General features: G+C 68.3%; 17 protein-coding genes. 10 read left to right on the top strand and 7 right to left on the bottom strand.

The window, feature by feature from the left end:
• Positions 1 to 130 precede the first annotated feature (130 nt).
• Positions 131 to 922, bottom strand: a complete 792-nt coding sequence (locus ACFV4K_RS04255; protein ID WP_379271970.1) for an SDR family NAD(P)-dependent oxidoreductase — start codon at positions 920 to 922, stop codon at positions 131 to 133.
• 222 nt (positions 923 to 1,144) lie between these two features.
• On the bottom strand, positions 1,145 to 1,615 hold the full coding sequence (locus ACFV4K_RS04250; protein ID WP_379271964.1) for a nuclear transport factor 2 family protein: 471 nt from the start codon (positions 1,613 to 1,615) through the stop codon (positions 1,145 to 1,147).
• 282 nt (positions 1,616 to 1,897) lie between these two features.
• On the opposite strand from ACFV4K_RS04250, the gene ACFV4K_RS04245 reads away from it, so the two are divergent.
• Positions 1,898 to 3,373 carry an FAD-dependent oxidoreductase gene (locus tag ACFV4K_RS04245; protein ID WP_379271962.1) on the top strand — a complete coding sequence of 492 codons (1,476 nt, stop codon included), beginning with the start codon at positions 1,898 to 1,900 and terminating at the stop codon, positions 3,371 to 3,373.
• Positions 3,374 to 3,543: 170 nt separating this feature from the next.
• Here the strand turns inward: ACFV4K_RS04245 and ACFV4K_RS04240 are convergent, their stop codons facing one another.
• Together ACFV4K_RS04240 and ACFV4K_RS04235 are read right to left on the bottom strand one after the other, a co-directional pair.
• Complete coding sequence (locus tag ACFV4K_RS04240) at positions 3,544 to 4,191, bottom strand: TIGR03085 family metal-binding protein (RefSeq protein ID WP_379271961.1); 648 nt, start codon at positions 4,189 to 4,191, stop codon at positions 3,544 to 3,546.
• A gap of 169 nt (positions 4,192 to 4,360) precedes the next feature.
• Positions 4,361 to 4,852 (bottom strand): MarR family transcriptional regulator, encoded by a 492-nt coding sequence (locus ACFV4K_RS04235; RefSeq protein WP_379271968.1) that lies wholly within the window; start codon positions 4,850 to 4,852, stop codon positions 4,361 to 4,363.
• 25 nt (positions 4,853 to 4,877) lie between these two features.
• Here ACFV4K_RS04235 and ACFV4K_RS04230 point away from each other — a divergent pair, with 25 nt between their 5' ends.
• Both ACFV4K_RS04230 and ACFV4K_RS04225 read left to right on the top strand, forming a co-directional pair.
• Positions 4,878 to 5,342: a nitroreductase family deazaflavin-dependent oxidoreductase gene (locus ACFV4K_RS04230; RefSeq protein WP_379271959.1), complete on the top strand. Its 465-nt coding sequence runs from the start codon at positions 4,878 to 4,880 to the stop codon at positions 5,340 to 5,342.
• A 252-nt stretch (positions 5,343 to 5,594) separates the two neighbouring features.
• The gene (locus tag ACFV4K_RS04225; RefSeq protein ID WP_379271958.1) at positions 5,595 to 5,717 is read left to right on the top strand and encodes a hypothetical protein; all 123 of its coding nucleotides are present in this window, start codon (positions 5,595 to 5,597) and stop codon (positions 5,715 to 5,717) included.
• A 289-nt stretch (positions 5,718 to 6,006) separates the two neighbouring features.
• Here the strand turns inward: ACFV4K_RS04225 and ACFV4K_RS04220 are convergent, their stop codons facing one another.
• Complete coding sequence (locus tag ACFV4K_RS04220; protein ID WP_379271956.1) at positions 6,007 to 6,480, bottom strand: GbsR/MarR family transcriptional regulator; 474 nt, start codon at positions 6,478 to 6,480, stop codon at positions 6,007 to 6,009.
• Positions 6,481 to 6,551: 71 nt separating this feature from the next.
• Between ACFV4K_RS04220 and ACFV4K_RS04215 the strand changes: the two genes are divergently transcribed.
• From ACFV4K_RS04215 to ACFV4K_RS04200, 4 genes are all read left to right on the top strand, one after another.
• Entirely contained in the window at positions 6,552 to 7,454 is a 903-nt protein-coding gene (locus tag ACFV4K_RS04215) for an ABC transporter ATP-binding protein (protein WP_379271955.1), read from the top strand.
• On the top strand, positions 7,441 to 8,235 hold the full coding sequence (locus ACFV4K_RS04210) for an ABC transporter permease subunit (protein ID WP_379271953.1): 795 nt from the start codon (positions 7,441 to 7,443) through the stop codon (positions 8,233 to 8,235). The genes ACFV4K_RS04215 and ACFV4K_RS04210 overlap by 14 nt, the downstream gene beginning before the upstream one ends.
• A gap of 442 nt (positions 8,236 to 8,677) precedes the next feature.
• Positions 8,678 to 9,976 (top strand): PspC domain-containing protein, encoded by a 1,299-nt coding sequence (locus ACFV4K_RS04205; RefSeq protein ID WP_379271952.1) that lies wholly within the window; start codon positions 8,678 to 8,680, stop codon positions 9,974 to 9,976.
• Between the two features lie 72 nt (positions 9,977 to 10,048).
• Positions 10,049 to 10,690: a response regulator transcription factor gene (locus ACFV4K_RS04200; protein ID WP_213557894.1), complete on the top strand. Its 642-nt coding sequence runs from the start codon at positions 10,049 to 10,051 to the stop codon at positions 10,688 to 10,690.
• A gap of 19 nt (positions 10,691 to 10,709) precedes the next feature.
• On the opposite strand, the gene ACFV4K_RS04195 is transcribed toward ACFV4K_RS04200, so the two are convergent.
• Positions 10,710 to 11,846: a serine/threonine-protein kinase gene (locus tag ACFV4K_RS04195; RefSeq protein ID WP_379271951.1), complete on the bottom strand. Its 1,137-nt coding sequence runs from the start codon at positions 11,844 to 11,846 to the stop codon at positions 10,710 to 10,712.
• A 404-nt stretch (positions 11,847 to 12,250) separates the two neighbouring features.
• Here ACFV4K_RS04195 and ACFV4K_RS04190 point away from each other — a divergent pair, with 404 nt between their 5' ends.
• Positions 12,251 to 13,003 carry a hypothetical protein gene (locus tag ACFV4K_RS04190; protein ID WP_379271949.1) on the top strand — a complete coding sequence of 251 codons (753 nt, stop codon included), beginning with the start codon at positions 12,251 to 12,253 and terminating at the stop codon, positions 13,001 to 13,003.
• A gap of 20 nt (positions 13,004 to 13,023) precedes the next feature.
• A complete protein-coding gene (locus tag ACFV4K_RS04185; protein WP_379271947.1) occupies positions 13,024 to 14,676 on the top strand; it encodes a DNA polymerase Y family protein in 1,653 nt (550 codons plus the stop codon).
• 5 nt (positions 14,677 to 14,681) lie between these two features.
• Here the strand turns inward: ACFV4K_RS04185 and ACFV4K_RS04180 are convergent, their stop codons facing one another.
• Complete coding sequence (locus tag ACFV4K_RS04180) at positions 14,682 to 16,250, bottom strand: ArnT family glycosyltransferase (protein ID WP_379271946.1); 1,569 nt, start codon at positions 16,248 to 16,250, stop codon at positions 14,682 to 14,684.
• Positions 16,251 to 16,490: 240 nt separating this feature from the next.
• Between ACFV4K_RS04180 and ACFV4K_RS04175 the strand changes: the two genes are divergently transcribed.
• The gene (locus ACFV4K_RS04175) at positions 16,491 to 17,255 is read left to right on the top strand and encodes an alpha/beta fold hydrolase (protein ID WP_379271944.1); all 765 of its coding nucleotides are present in this window, start codon (positions 16,491 to 16,493) and stop codon (positions 17,253 to 17,255) included.
• Positions 17,256 to 17,276 lie beyond the last annotated feature (21 nt).

Below are 17,276 nucleotides of genomic sequence, written 5' to 3'. Positions count from 1 at the left end.
TGTTGCGGGGGGGCCCGGCCGAGGCGGGGGGGGCGGGGGCCGCGCTGGGCCAGCGCGGTCGCGATGCCGAGCCCGACGCCTTGCCCGCCGCCGGTGACGAGGGCGACTTTTCCTTCGAGCAGTCCGGTCATCATCGCGCCCCGATCGCTTCGGGCGCGCCAGGCAGCGTCGGGTAGTACGCGCCCGCCGACCAGCCACCGTCGACGGCCAGTTCGGCGCCGCTGATGTAGCTGGCTTCATCGCTGGCGACGAACAGCGTGGCGTGCGCGATTTCCTCGGACTCGCCGATGCGCTGCAATGGCACACCGATGTAGTTCTTCTGCAGATCTTCGCCGGTCTGCCCGGTCGGGTTGCCGAGCGCGGTGTCGACACCACCCGGATGGATCGAGCACACCCGAATTCCCGAGGGGCCCAATTCGAATGCCAGGGACTTCGTCAATCCACGGATCGCCCACTTGCTCGCGGTGTAGGCAGACAGGCCATTGACACCGCGCAACCCGTCGAGCGAAGAGATATTGACGATGGCGCCCTTACCCGCCGCCTTCATCGTGGGCACGACGGTCTTCGCGCCGAGAAGCGGGCCGAGGACATTGATGTCGAGCAGGCGCTCGGTATCCGGAATCGACAGTGTCTCGATCGCACCCCAATGCATGACACCCGCATTGTTGACGAGAATGTCGATACCGCCGAATCGATCGAGCGCCAGTGTGGCGATTTCGGACCAGTCGGACTCGTCACGGACGTCGAGCGAGCTGAACACGGCAGAATCACCCAGCTCGCCGGCTACTGCCGCGCCCTTGTCGGTGAGGACGTCGCCGAGGACGACCTTCGCGCCTTCCGCGGCGAAGAGCCGGGCCGTGGCCGCGCCCATGCCCTGCGCGGCCCCGGTAATAATGGCAACCTTGCCTGCCAATCGTCCCATTCTTTTAGATCCACCTATCATCTTCGAGCGGTGTGAAATTCGACGTGACTGTAACCATCGTGTCGATGCGTCTGCGTTTCCCGTTCCCATTCATCGGGAATCCTTTGCGCGGACAGACGATTTCTGGCATTAAGCGTCTCTCTGTTTCGACTTTCGCCCAGCAGTAGAACTCGCTATTTGCCGCGACGTGCGGCTCCGCGCAATGAATGCTGCAAAGCCTGTTCAGGCGGGGGCCCAGCGGTTGGCGGTGAGGGCGTAGCCCGGTAGGCCGTCGGTGGATTGAATCGATTCATAGATGCGCTGGTATCCGGTGGTGGCGATGCGCCAGACGCCGCCCTCCCGGCGATAGGTGTCGGTGTAGTAGGCAGCGCCGCGGATCATGCGGTGATCGTCGGGGAAGATGACGGTGTCTTCCAGACTCCAACTGCCGGTGGCGGTGTCGCCCTCGACGGTGATCTCGGGATGCCCGGCCACATGGACGGTGATGATGTTGCCGCCGAGTCCCGCGCGCATGTAGTCGACGATCTGGTCACGGCCGCGGAACTCCGCGGGCAGGTTTCCGGAGGGGGAGCCGTAGTTGGCGACGACATCCGAGCAGAGGGTATCGGCGAACTCGTCCCACCGCTTCAGGTCCAGGGTGCGTAGGTAGCGGTATTTGAGGGTGCGGATCGCTTCGCGGGCTTCGATTTCCATGCCGTGCGACGGTAGGCGAAACGGACGCACGCGCAGCGGGCATGCGGTGGCGGTACCAGTGGGCGGGACCAGCTCACCGCTGACTGGTCAGCGACGGATGCTACGGCAGCTTCGACCACCGCCCGGACATGGGCTTACCCGAAATCGGCTGCGCTGGGAGGGAAATCGGCTATCCGGTCTTACCGGTCGGACGCCGGCTTTCGTTGATCGGGCCCGTGACTGTGTGCTGATGGCGACGCATGCGGTCATGGGGCCATCACAGCATCGTGGAAGGAAATCCTCATGGTTGACCCCGCATTGATTTGTCCAGTCCGTGCAGACTCGATCACTCGGTGGGACTACGAAGCCGACGTGGTCGTCGCGGGTTTCGGTGTCGCCGGTGCGTGCGCGGCCGTGGAAGCGGCGACCCGGGGGGCGCAGGTCCTGGTGCTGGAACGCACCGGCGGCTGGGGTGGGGCGGCGGCGATGGCCGGCGGGTTCATCTACCTGGGCGGCGGCACACCGTTGCAGACCGCCTGTGGATTCACCGACACCGTCGCGGATATGAAGGCATTCATGAAGGCCGCGTTGGGGCCCGGCGCCGACGAAGCGAAGATCGACCTGTACTGCGAAGGCAGCGTCGATCACTATCGGTGGCTGGCCGAGGAGATCGGGGTCCCGTTCAAGGCGGAGTTCTGGGGAGAGCCGGGCTGGGAGCCGCCGACCGATGCCGGGCTGATGTACAGCGGCGGAGAGAACTCCGCCCCGTACAACACGATCGCCGCGCCCGCGCCGCGCGGACACGTGCCGCAGATGTCGGATAAGCAGGCCGGTGGGGAGCGTGGCGGCGGGTACATGCTGATGAAACCGCTCGCGGACAAGGCGGCCGCGCTGGGCGTGGAATCCGTGTACGACATGCGAGTTCAGGCGCTGATCGTCGACGCCGACGGCCGCGTGGTCGGGCTCACCGCCAAGCGGTACGGCCGGATGGTCGCGGTGCGGGCCCGTCGGGGCGTGGTGTTGGCGACCGGCAGCTTCGCCTACAACGACGCCATGGTCGAAGCCTTCGCGCCGCGGATCGCGGGGCGTCCGGCGGCCTCGATCGAAGAGCACGACGGACGCGCCATCCAGATCGCGCAGGCCCTCGGTGCGGATCTGGCCCACATGGACGCGACCGAAGTGGCGTTCTACTGCGATCCGCAGCTGTTCGTCCGCGGCATCCTCGTCAATGGTCGCGGCCAGCGCTACATCCCCGAGGACACCTACCCCGGCCATGTCGGCCAGGCGACCTTGCTGCGCAACGACAATCAAGCCTTCCTGATCATCGACGAGGCGGCCTACGAAGAGGGGACATCGCGTCCGACCGCGACACCGCAGCTGCGATTCCCGCCGACCTGGGTTTGCGAGACCGTCGCCGAACTCGAAACGGAGATGGGACTGCCCGCGGGAACGCTGCAGGCCACCGTCGAGGTGTACAACGCCCACGCCATGCGTGGTGAGGACCCGGTGCTGGGCAAGAAGTCCGAATGGGTCAAGCCGATCGGTTCGCCGGTGGCGGCCATCGACCTGCGTGGTATGACGGGCGGCTTCACCCTCGGCGGGCTGCGCACCGATCTCGACTCGCGGGTCCTGCACGTCGGGGGCGCTCCGATTCCGGGGCTCTACGCGGCGGGCCGGTGCACCGCCGGAGTATCCGCCGGCGGCTACGTCAGCGGCGCGTCGCTGGGTGACGGCAGCTTTTTCGGTCGCCGCGCCGGTCGCTCCGCCGCTTGTCGCTAACGACTGAAGCTGTCGTCGCTCAGGTGTGACGGCAGGTTTTGGTTGTCACCACAGCATGGTGCTGACGTGGGCCCTCACCCATATGTGCAGACCATGGTTGTCACTGAATGCTGGTTGTAGTTGTCACCGGAAGCGGCGAACCCGAACTCTGCACGCGGCCGTTGGACGGTTCAGAGGCCGAAGCGGGCCCGACGGCAGGCTGCGACAGCGTCCGCTGGTCCAGCCAGTTCGATCTGTGCGACGGTCTGCCGGCCGAAGAAGTAGATAAGCAGTTCACCGGGCGGACCACTGATCCGAACTACTGGCTCGGTTGGTCGGATGGTTTTGATGTGGGTGGTGGCCGCCCACTGGATCTCCAACCCGATTCCACGCAATCTGCGGCTCAGGTAGCGACTACCGCGGCAGACGTTGTGCCATAACGCTGTTTCGAGTGCGGGCGTCAGGTCGCTGCGTGGACTCCGGCCATTGGCGCGGCGCAGGTCCTCGTGATGGACGAAGAACTCATTGAGACTCGGGAAGCTACGAACCCATCCGAGGCGGAAGAACCCCGGAGGAGGACCCGACCGGATCCTCTCCACGAGCCAGTCGAACTCGTGCTGCTGGGTCAGCCTGGTCTGGCGTCGGCTGGCGAAGCGTTGGAACGGTCCGGGGAGCACAAGGCAGGGTCCGGCGAGGAGATCGCGTTCACGCAGCACGAGGTGGGCGGCGAGATCTTTGGCGGTCCAGCCCTCGAGCAGTGTGGGAGCGTTGGGTCCGAGTTCTTCGAACAGATCGCACAGTGCCAGGCGTTCCTGTGCATCGAACGGCAGATCCTCCATGCCCCAATGGTGTCAACCTCTGCATAGGTTTCGATATTTGCGCCGACGTCGTTATGGATTCTTGTTTGCGCAGTGCCTGATTCGTACGGCATCTTCACGAGGATGGCACCGGATTTCCGGTCGTCGGCGTGATCCGACGTTCTGCGCGACCGGTGGATGCGAGAGGAACTCAGCGATGGCGATCGCCCTTCGCGACGATCGAGGCGATGGTCTCGGCTACATCAGTATGGCGTTGGGGTGGGATCCGGTGCGGCGCGTACGGGTCGGCAGACCTCGTCCTGAGATCGATTTGAATGCTGCGGCTCTGCTGTATGCGGGTGATCGCCTGGTCGACGACGCGGTGCCCGAGTGTGGTCAATTCGATGATGAGCTCCCGGCGGGACTCGGGGTTCTGCTTGCGGTTCACCAGGCCCGCGGCTACCAGACGGTCCACCATGCGCGCCGCGGTCGACGGTTGCACGTTCAACGCGTTGGACAACGTGACGACCTTTGACGGACCACGCGTGGACAGGATTACCAGGGTCCGAAACTGCGCGATGGTGATGGACTCGTCGACCAGCGCGATCGATGGCCGCGGTGCTGTCGCAACTCCCCGCGGCGCGCCTGGTGCGACGCATCGATACCGCGCACGTCGTGCGCGAACGTGCCCAATGACGATCACGGCCACATCCGAAGGAGAACAACGCATGGCCACACCGAATCTCGCATCCAAGGTCGGTGCGCGAGCACTGAGAACCCGCTGGGTGGTACGAGCCCCGATCGCCCTCTACCGGGCCGGGCTCGGCTTCGTCTTCGGTACCCGGCTCCTGATGCTCGAACACACGGGCCGACGCAGCGGGCAACGCCGATACGTCGTCTTGGAGGTAGTGGACCGACCCGCGCCCGACCAGTACATCGTCGTCTCCGGATTCGGAACGAAAGCACAGTGGTACCGCAACATCTCCGCGCATCCCGAGGTGCGAATCTCGGTCGGTACCCGACGCGGCGTCTCCGCGATCGCGACACCGATGACGACCACCGAATCAGCTCTGGCGCTTGACCGGTACATCCAGCGCCACCCCGCGGCGTGGGCCAAACTGCGCGAAACGATCGAGGCAGCCACCGGTGAGCCGGTCGATACCCTCCCCATGGTGCTATTGCGCGTCCGATAACTACACAGTCCTCCGGTGGCTATACGGGATTGAACCTGGACTTCACATCCGACGTGTTCGGCGCTCTCGCAACCGGAATCGGTGCGGCCACAGGACACCGAGGCGCCACGTGCGCCCTCACCTACCGCTTCAACCACCGCGACCTGCGAAACTAGAACGATCGCGGGCAGCATGCGAAGACCCACTGACTGCAGCGCTGGTTCGACCAGATCTCGGCGGGAGTCGATGGGCTGGCGCCACGCGGTGCCACCCATGGTCGAGGCCCTCGATTTCGCCCACCGCCGCCAGTGCGAGCTGTGTGTCGAGGGCTCCCACTGCGTCACCCGCGTACTCGAAGTCGTCGGCCTGGCCACAGCGTTCGACATCTGCGAGTAGCCGAATCCCGGCCCACACCTGTCGCCCAAGCACGACCCTGGCCGTGCGGCTATCACGCGCGACAGTGCCGTCAGGGGCAACCCTGACGGGGTTGTGCACCATCGTGCGGATCGCGGCCATGGGGATATCACGGCGGCACCGCGGCTGCCCAGTCGCGTCATCCACTGTGGGGCATCGCATTTGCGGGTTCCTAGTTTCGACGGTTGCGTGGCTTCGCTGACGCCGACCAGATGACCCCAGCCCCCGATCGTGGCCACCCGATGACGTGGCGAACGACGCTGCCGCCTCATCAGGGGTGCTCGGCGGCGTATTTCTCGCGCCAGCGGTCGATCAGGGGAACGAGTTCGTCGAGCATGAAGGTGTAGAAGTCCTGCATTTCGTGCATGCGGCGCGCGGTGATCGTGCCGGAATCGGCGGCGGCGAGTCCTTCTCGGGCGGAGTCGCGCATGGTGGCCAGCATGGTGTTCTGCTGCGACATCAGCGCCGCCCACGCGCCGGAACGGAAGCGGTAGTGGTCGCGTCGACTCCCCGGCGCGGGCACGCGTTCGATGAGCCCGACCGGGGTGAGGTGCTTGATCGCGGTCGACACCGCGCCGGAACTGATCGACAGCTCCTCGCACAGGTCCGCGGCGGTCATCGTGTCCTGCTCGGTGTAGAGCAGCGCGGTGAGCACCCGGGCGGTCGAACGCTGCATGCCGCCGCCTGCCGACAAGGTCAGCGCCAGTTTCTCCGCGGCTTCACGCAGTCGGTCATTGGTTCCCATACCCAGAAGATAGCAGAGCATGAACCTTCTGAGTATTTACAAATCTCTGAAATCTAGATATGTTCCAGCCTATGAAAGCTATCGAGCTGGACGGTCTCACCAAGACCTACGGCGCAGCCCGCGGGCTGGTCGATCTGTCCCTGTCGGTCGAACCCGGCGAGGTTTTCGGCTACCTGGGCCCCAACGGCGCCGGGAAGTCCACCACCATCCGGGTGCTGCTGGATCTGATCCGGCCCACCGCCGGCACCGTGCGCGTGCTCGGGATGGACCCGCGCGCCCAAGCGGTCCAGCTGCACGACCGGATCGGTTATCTCGCGGGTGATTTCGTCGCGCCGGGCCGTCAGCGGGTCGGGAGCGCGTTGCGGTTTCTGGCCGCGTTGCGCGGCGGCGCCGGCGCGGCGCGGATCGACGAGCTGTGTGAGCGCCTCGAACTGGATCAGAGTCGGCAGATCTCGCAGCTGTCGAAGGGCAACAGGCAGAAGGTCGGGCTGGTGCAGGCTTTCGTGCACGAACCCGAACTGCTCATCCTCGACGAACCGACGTCCGGGCTGGATCCGATCGCCCAGCAGCGTTTTCTCGACATGGTCGCCGAGGCCGCCGCGAATGGGCAGACGGTGTTCATGTCCAGCCACATCATGAGCGAGGTCGAAGCCGTCGCCGACCGCGTCGCCATCATCCGCGAGGGCCGCCTGGTCGCCCTCGACACCGTCGAAGGGCTGCGTGCCGACGCGGTGCGCCAGGTCGAAGTCACCTTCACCGGCCCCGCCGACCCCACCCCCTTCCTCGCGCTGACCGGCGTCAGCGACGTCCACGCCGACGGGGCGAATCTGCGCTGCCAGGTGACCGGCAGCCCTGACGCCCTGATCCGCGCCCTGGCCAACCACAACCTGGCGGGGCTGCTGGTCACCGAGCCCGCGCTCGAGGACCTGTTCCACGCCTACTACACCGGAAACGACGTCCATGCTGCTGCCTGAGCTCTACACCCGCACCCTGCTCGACAACCGTCGCGCCCTGCTCGGATGGGCGATCGGCACCACGGTGGTGGGAGCGATGTACGCCGGGTTCTACCCGCAGGTCTCCGAGGGCGGCATGGCCGCGACCGTCGAGAACTACCCAGAAGCGATGCGGGAAGCGTTGCGCCTGAACGACATGGGTTCGGCCGCAGGGTATCTCGGCTCCACGGTCTTCGGGCTGCTGCTACCGCTGCTGATGATGGCCTACGGCGTCACCTTCGGTGCCCGCGCGATCGCCGGAGACGAGGAATCCGGCTACCTGGATTTGCTGCTGGCCCACCCGATCAGCCGAACCCGCCTGGCCCTGCAACGTTTCGCGGGTCTGGTCACCGGCGCGGTCGCCACCGCGACCCTGGTGCTGCTCGCGATGCTGGCGATCCGGCCGGGCGCCGACCTGGAATCGATCGGTGTCGCCGAATTCGCCGCTCAGTGCGCGCATCTGGCGTTGCTCGGCATCACCTTCGGAGCCCTCGCGATCGGACTCGGCGCCGCCCTCGGCAAACGCGGCCAAGTCCTGGCCATCACCGTCGCGGTCGGTGTGCTCGCCTATATCGCGGGCACCCTCGCGGGCATGATCGGCGCCGACTGGCTGAAATACCTCTCGCCGTTTCACTACTACATCGGCGGCGAACCACTGCGCCACGGCATGCAATGGGGCGACGCCGCGGTCCTGCTCGCGGCCGCAGCGGTGTCGATCGGTCTCGGATTCCTCCGCTTCAACCGCCGCGACCTGCGCTCCTGACCCGCCTCGGGGCCCGCTGGCGATGCATGTGGCGCGCTCGAATGGGTTTCCCGGGATTCGCGCGCGCCTGGCTGAGCGGTCGACTTCCATGGTCGCTGTGCGGTGGTCACAGACCTGCCGCTGGATAGATCTGGCAACAACCGCGAGTGTGTCGGACTCTGCGGTGGACGTCTTGTGCTGCATGGTCAATTGCCGCGTCGCTGGTCGGTGGTCTGCGCTGCCATAACCGGCGAGATGACGATGCCTGTCGCGGCACTCGATTCCAGAAGAACCTCGGACGACCTCGTGGGGTAGTTCGGTAACTGCGGTTGGTGGTGACAGGACCGGGTTGGTGGTGACAGATAAGACCTGTAAGTGACAACTGAAACCTGTCGTCGCTCAGGGGTCGAATCGGGGTGTTTCCCGATGCCGGGTGTCGGATACCCGTGCCAGTATCGGAGGCATGTATCCGTCCGCGCCCTTGTACGACCCTGCCCGCGGGGCCGCCACCGTGGCGACCCAGCCCAAGCTGGTGCGGCGCACGGGTGGGCGCGTGGTCGGCGGGGTCGCGGGCGGGCTCTCGGACCACCTGGGGATCGATGTCTTCAAGGTGCGGATGGCGTTCGTGCTGCTGTCCGCCCTCGCCGGGGCCGGGATCGTCGCCTACGGCATGTTGTGGATCTTCACTCCCGCGGGCGCCGACGCGGCCCCGCCGACCGGATCCGAACGGCGGCAGGCCATCGGTATGGCGCTGCTCGGCATGGCGCTGTCGGTGGCGACCGCGTGGTTGTTCAACGGGACGGCTGCGCACGTGGTGGGGCCGATCATCGTGGTGGCGGTCGGCGCGGCGCTGGTGTGGCGCGAATTCGACGCGGACGGACCGAGATCGGTCATCGGACTGCCCGCCAAGCCGTCGGTGGTGACGTGGGCGCGCATCGTCGGCGGGGCCACGCTCATCGTGGTCGGGCTCGGGGTGGTGGTGCTGGGGCGGATCAATCTGAGTTCGCTCGGGTCGGCGCTGCTGGCGGTGGCGGTGACCCTGGTGGGCGCCGGACTGCTGACCGTGCCGCTGTGGCTGCGCATGGTGCGGGCGCTGAATTCCGAACGGGCGGCGCGGATTCGCAATGACGAACGCGAGGAGATCGCCTCGCACCTGCACGACTCGGTGCTGCAGACGCTGGCCCTGATCCAGCGCCAGGCCGGCGATCCGCAGGAAGTGGTGCGGCTGGCCCGCAGCCAGGAACGCGAGCTACGCAAATGGCTGTTCGAGGACGCCGGGCCCGCGCAGTCGAGCCTGGCCGCGGCGCTGCGCACCATCGCGGGCGAGGTGGAGGATCAGCACGGGGTGAAGGTCACCCCGGTCACCGTGGGCGATGTGTCGATGGATCTCGACGACAGCGGAATCGGTTTGCCCAAGGAGCATTTCACCGCGGTGCTGGGGGCCAGCCGGGAGGCGCTGGTCAATGCCGCCAAGCACGCCGGGGTGCCGACCATCGACCTCTACGCCGAAGTGGAACCGCATCAGGTGAGTGTCTTCGTGCGCGACCGCGGCAAGGGCTTCGACCCGGACGCGGTGTCCACGGACCGTCGAGGCGTGGCCAAGTCCATTCACGCCCGCATCGACCGGCGCGGCGGGCACGTGGAGATCAAGTCCTCGCCCGGCAACGGCACCGAGGTGCGAATCTTCATGCCGCGCAAGGACGGCGGCGACGAGCGGCTGGTGGTGCAGACCGACAGCCCGGAAGACGCCGCGCAGCTGTGAGTTGTGGGGCGCGCCGGGGGCCGGGGATTGTGGTACCGATGGGGGCAGGGTTCGTCAGGTGAGGAGAACTAGGTGAGCGTCCGGGTCTTTCTGGTCGACGATCATGCGGTGTTCCGGTCCGGGGTGCGGGCGGAGCTGAGCCGTGAATCCGATATGGAGGTGGTCGGCGAGGCGGGCGGCGTCGGCGAGGCCATCGCCGGGATCAAGGCGACCGCGCCGGACGTGGTGCTGCTCGACGTGCACATGCCCGACGGCGGCGGGGTCGCGGTGCTGCAGGGCATCGACGCCGGGCCGGTGTGCCTGGCGCTCAGCGTGTCCGACGCGGCCGAGGACGTGATCGCGGTGATCCGGGCGGGCGCGCGCGGGTACGTCACCAAGACCATCTCCGGGCCGGAACTGGCCGACGGCATTCGCCGGGTGTCGGGTGGGGACGCGGTGTTCTCGCCGCGGCTGGCCGGGTTCGTGCTGGACTCGTTCACCGGCAAGTCGCAGGTCCCCGAACCGCCGCTGGATCCGGAACTGGATTCGCTGACCCCGCGCGAACTGGAGGTGCTGCGGCTGCTGGCGCGCGGCTACACCTATCGCGAGATCGCCGAGACGCTGTTCATCTCGGTGAAGACGGTGGAGACCCACGCCTCGAACGTGCTGCGCAAGACCCAGCAGTCGAACCGGAACGCCCTCACCCGATGGGCGCACCGGCGTCGCATCGACTGAGGGCGTCGATCGGAAGCGCTTACAGCGCAACCAGGATGACGATGATGATCAGCAGGCCGATGAGCAGGCCGATCGCCACCGCCAGCGGGCCCGCGTTCGGGCCCAGCTTGCTGAAATCGAACTCGAAGCCCTTCGGTTTGGGCTGCGCCGCGACCGGGGCCGCGGGGGTGGTGCGCTGCGGGCGCGGCAGCGGGCTGGAGTTCGGGCTGCGCAGTCCGGCCGCGGAATTGCGGGCCGCCCACGCCGGAATCGTCCCGTCCTCGGTGCGGACCGGAGCGTTCAGGATGTAGGGAGCGGTGCCGGGACCGAAAGCGGCGGTGAGGATCTCGTTGCGGGCCTCGGTCATGGTGGGGCGGCGCTGCGGGGCGGGCTCCATCATGTGCAGTAGCACCTCGGTGAGCGGGCCGCTGCGGGCGGGCGGGGCGATCTGGGCCATGGCGGCGCGCTCCACGATGACATTGCTGTCCTCGTCGAAACCGTAGGGCGGCTGACCCTCGATGGCGGTGTACAGCGTTGCGCCGAGCGAGAATACGTCGCTGGCGGTGGTGGGGCGGGCCCCGCGGGCGACCTCCGGCGGCAGGTAGGCGGGGGTGCCGGTGATGACGTCGCCGATCTCCTCGCTGGTGTCGTTGGCGCCGCTGGAGATGCCGAAGTCGGAGAGCTTGACCATGCCGACCTCGTCGCCGCGGTCGGCGACCAGGATGTTGCCGGGTTTGATGTCGCGGTGCACGATGCCCGCGGCGTGCGCGGCGGCGAGCGCGTCGGCCACCTGCGCGCCGATCTGCGCCACCTCGATCGGGGACAACTGATCCACCAGCGCAAGGGCTTTGGCGACACTGCGCGAGGGCAGGTACTCCATGACCAGCCAGGGTTCACCGGCCTCGAGCACCACGTCGTAGACGGCGATGGCGTGCTCGTGTGACAGCTTGGCCGCGACCCGGCCCTCGTGCATGATCCGGCTGCGGACCTCGCGCGCCTCGTCCTCGCTCAGGCCCTGCGTGGTGAGGACCTGCTTGATGGCGACATCGCGGTGCAGCAGGCGATCGGTCGCCAGCCAGACGGCACCCATGCCGCCGCCGCCGAGCTTGGATTGCAGACGGTAGCGACCGGCCACCAGATAATCGGGGCCGACAATGGGACGAGCGCGTTCGGTCACGGGTGCAGGGTAGCGGAAAACCATCCTGACTGGCCTGGTTCGAAACCCGGGGTTTGCTGGGTCTTGCGGCGCGGTCTCGTGGATTCCTTTCCAGACCTTTACGGACACACCGTGTTTCGCACGACCTCCGGTGATGGGGGAGCGGCGGGAGATTCTCGGAGGTCCTGGGATCTTCCGGGCGAAACGACACCTGACCCGCCCACGCTCTCTTCTGGACAGCCGGTTGCCGCCGGGCCGGCGGCGGGCGGGGAGGGGTCGCACAGGTTGTGCGGCCGTGGTGGGGGCCACTGACTCTTGACGCGTCCCGGGACTCGAGTTCTACTGTGCATTGATCGAACATGAGTTCGATTATGTCAGGTAGCTGGATCGGTGCTAGCCCGTCGACTGGGAGAGGTGGTCACTGGATGGGTGCGGCGGCGGAAGCCAGGCGGGAACAGCTGGCGGAGTTGCGGCGGCGAATGGCCGCGGTCCCGGCGCGCGGCGCCGAGGCCACGGCGCGCGTACCGGTGGCGCCGGAGCCACGGCGGGAGCCGTTGCCGGTGCCCGCGGCACTCGAAAACCTTTTGCCCGACGGCGGATTGGCCAAGGGTTCGGTGGTCGTCTACAACGGCGCCGGCTCGCTGATCTCCGGGTTGCTGGCCGCGGTGACGAGCGCCGGCGGGCACGCCGCCGTGGTCGGGCTGCCGCGGCTGGGCCTGCTGGCCGCCGCCGAGATGGGAGCGCGGCTGGACCGGCTGGCCGTGGTCTCCGATCCCGGGCCCGATCCCCTCGAAGTTGCCTCGGTATTGCTCGATGGCCTGGACCTGGTGGTTCTCGGGCTGAACGGGCTGGCGGTGCCGATGTCTCGCGCCCGCGTCCTGGCCGCCCGCGCCCGCGGCAAGAACTCCACGCTGATGGTGACCAACGGCTCCTGGTCCGGGTCCGCGCTGCACATCGACACCCGGGTCGCCGGATACAGCGGACTGGGCCGGGGCTGCGGCCGGTTGCGGACCGTCCGCCTCGACGTCTCGGTCCGCGGCCGCTCCGCCCAGCCCCGGCTCGGCCACCTGTCCCTCAGTCCGGCCGACGGCCGCGTCGAATGGGTGTCCACCGCGGACGCCGACACCGCCGTCCCCGCCGCGCCCGAGCTACGGCTCGCCCGCCATGCCGCGTCCTGACCGCACCGCGGGCGACTGTCATGTCCCGGCCTAGACGGGTCCTGGTGGTCTGGTGCCCGGACTGGCCCGCGGTGGCGGCCGCCGCCGACGCGGGGGTCGAGGCCACCCGGCCGGTGGCGGTGCTCGCGGCCAATCGGGTGATCGCGTGCACGGCGACCGCGCGGGCCGAGGGGATCCGGCGCGGGCTGCGGAAGCGGGAGGCGCAGGGCCGGTGCCCGGAACTGCTGGTGGCGCAGGACGATCCGGATCGCGACGCGCGGCTGTTCGAGCCCGTGGTGACGGCCGTGGACGCGACGGTGCCGGGGGTCGAGGTGCTGCGGCCGGGCATGCTGGCGCTGTCGGCGCGCGGCGCGGCGCGGTTCTTCGGATCGGAGGAGGCCGCGGCCGAACGACTGGTCGACGCGGTGGCGGCGGTCGGGGTGGAATGCCAGATCGGCATCGCCGACGAGTTGTCCACCGCGGTCTTCGCCGCCCGCCGCGCCACCCTGGTGCCGTCCGGCAAGGGGGCGGAATTCCTTGCGCCCATGCCGATCTCGGAGTTGGCGGGGGAACCGGTGCTGGCCGCGCCGCAGCGGGTCGAGCTGGTGGATCTGCTGTACCGGCTGGGGCTGCGCCGGATCGGCGACTTCGCGGCGCTCACGCTCGCCGAGGTGGCGTCGCGGTTCGGGGCGGACGCCATCGTCGCGCACCGGTGCGCCCGCGCGCTGCCGGAACGGCCGCCCGCGGCCCGCCTGCCCACCGCCGACCTCACCGTCGAACAGCGCTGCGACCCGCCGATCGAACGCGTCGACATGGCGGCCTTCGCGGGCCGCATGCTCGCCGCCGAACTGCACACCAAGCTGGCCGCGGCCGCGGTGGCCTGCACCCGCCTGGTGATCCACGCCGAAACCGAGGCGGGCGAGGAGTTCTCCCGCATCTGGCGCTGCGCCGAACCCCTCACCCCCGACAGCACCGTCGACCGCATCCGCTGGCAGCTCGACGGCTGGCTCACCCGCCGCGCCGTGGACCGCGCCCGCATCTACCGGAACAGGGCGAAGCCCTATGAGCGTGAACCGGATCCGGTCGAGGACCGGGAGTCCGGGCCGAACGCCGCCATCACCCTGTTGCGGCTGGAACCCGTGGAGGTGGTGTCGGCCGGGGCCTTGCAGCTGGGGCTGTGGGGTGGGGTCGGGGAGGACGAGGAACGGGCGCGGCGGGCATTGATCCGGGTGCAGGGGCTGCTGGGCGGAGACGCGGTGCGGATGGGGGTGCTCAGTGGCGGGCGGGGTCCGGAGGAGCGGATCACCATGGTGACGCTCGGGGACGAGCCGGTGCCGGCGAACGATCCGGCGCAGCCGTGGCCGGGCCGATTGCCCGAGCCCGCTCCGGCGCTGGTGCTCACGCATCATCCGGAGGTGCGGCTGGAGGGGGTCGACGGGTCGCCGGTCTGGGTCAGTGATCGCGGCATGTTCACGGCCGATCCGGTTCAGCTGCACTGGGGCAGTAGTTCCTGGCGGCTGTCGGGCTGGGCGGGACCGTGGCCGGTGGACGACCGGTGGTGGACGCACCGGTTCGAGGACGGTTTCGCCGCGCGCGCCCAGGTGCAGCTGGACGCGGAGGACGCCACCCGGCTGCGTGCGCTACTGCTGATCGGCTACGACAACGTCTGGCACGTGGAGGGTTTGTACGAGTAGTGGTCTCAGATGCCGAGCGGCAGGTGCAGATCCATCATGTCCGGCCAGAGTTCCGGCCAGGGGTGCAGCGGGCCGCGGCAGACCGTGATGGCGATGCCGGTGTTCACGCCGGGGAACCCGTTGGGGTTGTCGAGGTGGTCGAGGACCCGGACATTGCCGAACTGGCGGCGCAGGGTCGGTTCGGTGCTGTCTAGGCCGACGTAGAGCACCGCGCCGATGTCGCCGGGCGGCGGGCCGAAGTAGCCGAAGCCGCGGTTGGGGCTGTAGACGGGCGGCAGGCCGTAGTCGCGGCCGAAGTTCTGGATGGCGGCGGCCTGCCAATAGTTCTGGGCGACGATCGCTTTGGGCCGCTCGGATTCGGGCAGCTGCCGGTAGGCGTCGGCGACCTCGGCGGTCAGCTCGGACCAGCCCGAGTAGCCGTAGATGCTGGTCCGCATGGCGAAGTCGGCCTGGGTGCGGATGGCGGTGTGCACCCGCGACGGCGGCTGCGGCAGGGCGGCCACCAGCGCCGCGATGATCACCAGCGACAACCCGATGACCGGCAGCGCGACCACTCGCAGCACCCGATTGCCGCGCTCGCCGCGGTAGTAGGGCAGCGCGACCGCGCCGATGCCGAACAGCACCGGCAGGAATCCGGCGGTGTAATACGGCCGCCCGTGCCCGAACAGCACCACGGCCACCAGCAGACCGGAGGAGACGAGCATGAACATGTAGGGCCGCAGCCAGCGTTCCCGGGCCAGGCTCCAGAACGCCCAGCCGGCGAGCAGGCCGCCGAGCAGTCCGGCCAGTCCGATCATCTGCGGCAGGCAGGCCAGGGGTCCGCCGCCGGCGGCGTCCTGTTCGGCGCCGATCACCTTGCTCATGGCCAGTGCGGGCCAGCCGTGCTGGTTCTGCCACCACAGGCCGGGCAGGGCGGAGGCGGCGAAGATGCCCGCGCCGATCCAGAGTCCGCGCCGCCACAGCAGTTCCCGCGGTCCGGCGACGACGATGCCCGCGGCCAGGCAGAGCAGGATGGTGGGGATGAACCACTTGACCTGGAGGTCGACGGCGGCGACCACGCCGACCGCGATGAGCAGCCGGTCGTCGCGGGCGCGGATCCAGCGGATGAGCAGCCAGATGATGGCGGCCTGCAGGGTGGCGTCGAAGGAGAAGGTGCTCAGCTGCACGGCCTGGGTGGCGGCGAGCGGAGAGATGCCGTAGGCGGCGGCCGCGATCAGTTGGGCGGTGCGGGAGCCGCCGAGCTCGTAGGCGACCGCGGCGCTGATCACGACGGCGGCGACGGTCATCAGGACGGCCGGTAATCGCAGCATCGGCGCGGAGCCGGGGGCGACGGCGTCGGCCAGGTGGGCGACGAGTGGGATCAGGACGCCTTGGTCGGCGTAGGTGAGACTGCGGTGGGCTCCGGCGGCGATGAAATACAGTTCGTCACCGAAGAAGTCGTAGCGCAGTGTCGGGACGGCGAGAAAGGTCCCGCAGAGCGCGGCTAGTAGGAGGACCCAGGCGGTAGCGAAGGTCGGCCGCGGTGGGCTCGGTTCATCGAGTTCGACCGCGGGGGCGGCAGCATTGAGAACCATATTTCCCCGACAAACAAGTATTGCTAAATCGGGGATCACGCTACCGTCAGGGCTGACCGATTACCGAAAAATGTGAAAGTGATCTATTTCACAGGTCAAACCGCTTGGTATCACGCCTGGACCTGCGCAGTTCCGCATTCATTCGTCAAGTGAATGAATAGGCAACCGAATCTGTATTCGATATGGCGGAGCGCACAAATTGCGGCGGCGACCACTCAGCGATCCGTACTCTGGGCAATCGTGGAGTCAACGGTCACCCGGGTCGAGTTCGATGACGTGTCGATCGCCTATCGCGATTCCGGCGCCACGGGCGGACATCTCTACAGCGACACGCCGGTGGTCCTCGTGCACGGCATGGGCGGCGACGGGCACACCTGGGACCGGTTCGCGACCCAGCTGGTGCGCCGCGGCCGCCGGGTCATCATCCCGGACCTGCGCGGGCACGGGCGCAGCGCGCACACCGCGTCCTACCGGTTCGAGGAATTCGGCGCCGACATCCTCGCGCTGTGCGACCGGATCGGGCTCGACACCGTCGACCTGGTCGGGCATTCCCTCGGCGGCTACGCCATCTCCTGGGTGGCCATGCAACGTCCGGAACTGGTCCGGCGCTTGGTGATCGAGGAACAGCCGCTGCCGCTGCGCTCCGGCGACGAACAGGTGAGCTTCACCCGCAGGCTGCCGTCGATCCCCGAACTGTGGCACGCCACCACCAGCCTGCTGCGGCACCCGCGCGCGGTGCTGGCCTTCGACCGATCCATGACCGGCGACGCGCTCGAACAGTTCCGCAAGCCCTACCCGGAATGGTGGGACGGGCTGTCCGACATCACCGCGCCCACCCTGTTCCTGCGCGGCGGCCCCGGCGGCATGGTCGACCCCGACAAGCTCGAGCAGCTGCGCGCCGGCCTCGCCGACTGCACCGTCCGCGCCTTCGAGTGCGGGCACAGCATCCACCGCGACCGCTACCCCGCCTTCGAGGCCGAAGTGCTCCCCTTCCTGGGGCACTGAGCTGCCGGTATCTAGAGTTGA

Source organism: Nocardia sp. NPDC059764 (genome assembly GCF_042732555.1).
In the GTDB taxonomy this organism is placed as follows: Bacteria; Actinomycetota; Actinomycetes; order Mycobacteriales; family Mycobacteriaceae; genus Nocardia.
This window is presented reverse-complemented; position numbering and strand designations above follow the sequence as displayed.

Coding starts and splice junctions, on each gene's coding strand:
- ACFV4K_RS04250 (WP_379271964.1), bottom strand. CDS start 1,615: ATGGAAATCGAAGCCCGCGAAGCGATCCGCACCCTCAAATACCGCTAC.
- ACFV4K_RS04225 (WP_379271958.1), top strand. CDS start 5,595: ATGGTCGAGGCCCTCGATTTCGCCCACCGCCGCCAGTGCGAGCTGTGT.
- ACFV4K_RS04210 (WP_379271953.1), top strand. CDS start 7,441: ATGCTGCTGCCTGAGCTCTACACCCGCACCCTGCTCGACAACCGTCGC.
- ACFV4K_RS04215 (WP_379271955.1), top strand. CDS start 6,552: ATGAAAGCTATCGAGCTGGACGGTCTCACCAAGACCTACGGCGCAGCC.
- ACFV4K_RS04185 (WP_379271947.1), top strand. CDS start 13,024: ATGTCCCGGCCTAGACGGGTCCTGGTGGTCTGGTGCCCGGACTGGCCC.
- ACFV4K_RS04190 (WP_379271949.1), top strand. CDS start 12,251: ATGGGTGCGGCGGCGGAAGCCAGGCGGGAACAGCTGGCGGAGTTGCGG.
- ACFV4K_RS04205 (WP_379271952.1), top strand. CDS start 8,678: ATGTATCCGTCCGCGCCCTTGTACGACCCTGCCCGCGGGGCCGCCACC.
- ACFV4K_RS04255 (WP_379271970.1), bottom strand. CDS start 922: ATGGGACGATTGGCAGGCAAGGTTGCCATTATTACCGGGGCCGCGCAG.
- ACFV4K_RS04230 (WP_379271959.1), top strand. CDS start 4,878: ATGGCCACACCGAATCTCGCATCCAAGGTCGGTGCGCGAGCACTGAGA.
- ACFV4K_RS04220 (WP_379271956.1), bottom strand. CDS start 6,480: ATGGGAACCAATGACCGACTGCGTGAAGCCGCGGAGAAACTGGCGCTG.
- ACFV4K_RS04180 (WP_379271946.1), bottom strand. CDS start 16,250: ATGGTTCTCAATGCTGCCGCCCCCGCGGTCGAACTCGATGAACCGAGC.
- ACFV4K_RS04245 (WP_379271962.1), top strand. CDS start 1,898: ATGGTTGACCCCGCATTGATTTGTCCAGTCCGTGCAGACTCGATCACT.
- ACFV4K_RS04240 (WP_379271961.1), bottom strand. CDS start 4,191: ATGGAGGATCTGCCGTTCGATGCACAGGAACGCCTGGCACTGTGCGAT.